The 2,205-nt window shown below is 38.6% G+C and carries 3 protein-coding genes; all 3 read left to right on the forward strand.

Features of this window, described 5'->3' with window-relative positions; all coding sequences use genetic code 11:
• Window positions 1-263 precede the first annotated feature (263 nt).
• The 3 genes from EOJ37_RS13885 (at window position 264) to EOJ37_RS13895 (ending at window position 1,805) form a co-directional block, all read left to right on the forward strand.
• On the forward strand, window positions 264-740 hold the full coding sequence (locus EOJ37_RS13885) for a hypothetical protein (RefSeq protein ID WP_127960473.1): 477 nt from the start codon (window positions 264-266) through the stop codon (window positions 738-740).
• Between the two features lie 105 nt (window positions 741-845).
• A complete protein-coding gene (locus EOJ37_RS14710) occupies window positions 846-1,373 on the forward strand; it encodes a hypothetical protein (protein WP_206194071.1) in 528 nt (175 codons plus the stop codon).
• Between the two features lie 69 nt (window positions 1,374-1,442).
• Window positions 1,443-1,805 (forward strand): hypothetical protein, encoded by a 363-nt coding sequence (locus tag EOJ37_RS13895; RefSeq protein ID WP_127960474.1) that lies wholly within the window; start codon window positions 1,443-1,445, stop codon window positions 1,803-1,805.
• The last annotated feature ends 400 nt before the right edge of the window (window positions 1,806-2,205 follow it).

A 2,205-nucleotide genomic window follows, 5' to 3' on the forward strand; every position in this document is an offset into this window, starting at 1 on the left:
CGGGATCAGTGGTGCCATCTTTTCCCACAGTTCATCGCTAATCTGCCACTTGCTATTTGCCATAATTCACCCTCAGAAATGATCATGATGTATTATACAGTAATTCCTATTGAGATGGGCTCTTAGCTATAAAAAAGTTTGCTGGTAATAGGCCAATTATAACAACAACTGATAAAGGAAAACGTATTTATACCCACCCAAAAACTAGAGTACAAGTTGTTGAGGATATATCAGGAAGATACTTTCGTATCTATGACCCATCATTGATAGGAAAGCGTGCTTATTTAGACCTTGAAGGGGATATACCAAATAAAAAAATCTTAGATAGTGGAAAGAAAATGGGAAGAACCCAAAGTGAATATAATGAAGTGACACACTTCAACATTAAAAGGAAAAATAAAATGAAATACATATCAGTTCCAACAAATCAGGAAGCTATGGCTAGACTTGATTTAGATCAGTGCATAATGGGTGACTTAATTGAGTTCACTTTAAATAAAGTTGATTACGCTGCTCTTTGGTCGACGGGTGTGATCGATGAAATAAATGAAAAATTGAATGTAAGTATAGATGATTACGAAGATGAAAGAATAACAGGAATCGAAAAACTGACTGAAGCAAAAAGAATAGTTGAATCAAAAAAAGCATTAAATAAAAGCAATGACATCATTATTGATAATTTATTGCTACAAATTAATTCAGCCATTGAAAATAATACCGGAGTTTTCTTCTTTTTTTAAAGCTCTTCGCTGTTTTAATTGGGTTTGGTCAATTGGTAGATTATACGTGTAGCCTTACCTTTAGCAAATGGCTGGATAGGGCAAGACTGCTATTGGTAGCAAACATTGCTCAGTGATTATTCACATCAGTGGATTGGTTTGCTCGAAAACGGCTACACTCTCGAGCAAGCGAAGGTCAAGCTGGCACAGGATCAAGCTGATTCGGTGGAGTATGCCAGAAAATACCAAGAGGCCGTAGATAAACTGCCAACTTGGGCAAGGATCGCGATGACCATACAGGATACTGTCGGTATGGTGTATGGGGCAAAGGCTGCGGGTGTGGGGTTGGGGAGTTTGGGGGGGAAAGGACTAAAGCCTGTCGTAAAGGGCACAACAAACATTGCTAATGATTTCATAAAAAACCCCCACATAATTTGGGGGCGAACAGTCAATGATATTGCTAAAGATTTTCAGTCTGCCGGCTATGTGGTTAATATCCGACAATCCACTCGAGGATCTGGACAAGCTGTCATTGTTGAAGTGAAGAATCATCCAGAGATTAGTCAAATTCAATATCACCTCCGGCGGAGGACGACATGGAGGAAGCTACTACAAAGTCTCAACGACTACACAAGGCACTATAAAAGTTGTTGATTTAAAAGATTACAAGCCAAGCTCTGGAGAGAAGGCTACGATTATCAGCAAACCCAAAGAGTGATGAAAATGAACAAAATCAAACAAATAACGAAATATTTTTCTCAACCATATGAAATACAAAAAGGTTTATTCCCTGAATTTGTAAATGTAGCTGACCAGTTAGCTGTGGAATGGGAAATTGCCCTGAATGAAATCGAGGACTCTCAGTTAACAGATGAGCAGAAACAGGCCGTCCAAGCATTAGATGATTATATGTTGTCAATTAGTGGTCCAACTAATCTAGTTTACTGGAATGATAATGCACTTCAGCATAGTGATGAATGGAATGAAATGAGAAGATTAGCGAAAATAATATTGAATACAATGGGATGGGAAGATGAGTGCACCTATGAAACGGGTGTTATATATATTGGTAATCAAAATCAATAGTTAGGGAAAGATAAATATCCCCATCTAATTAACCCAGGGCAAGATCATGAGTGTTTATTGACCAATTATCGTATAAACAAAAGACCAAGACACTGTCGGTATGGTGTATGGAGCAAAGGCTGCGGGTGTGGGGTTGGGGAAGTTAGCCGAAAATCAACTGGTATCCTACCAGGGCAAGATCACGAACGTTTTTTAACCAAAAACAGTATTTGACCTGAGCACGTGTTGATGTTTTTCCCCTTATCAAAGCAAAAGCATTGTCTCGCTCCTCCCCCAGGGCAAGATCACGAATGTTTTTTAACCAACGCAATGGCAGTATTGACGTAAATTGTAGAGCATGATCTTATACTCTCTTTGGGGAGACAATCATGTACCTTGATGCATTTATTCAACATTTTTC

Source organism: Serratia microhaemolytica (assembly GCF_004011885.1).
Taxonomy (GTDB): domain Bacteria; phylum Pseudomonadota; class Gammaproteobacteria; order Enterobacterales; family Enterobacteriaceae; genus Serratia_G; species Serratia_G microhaemolytica.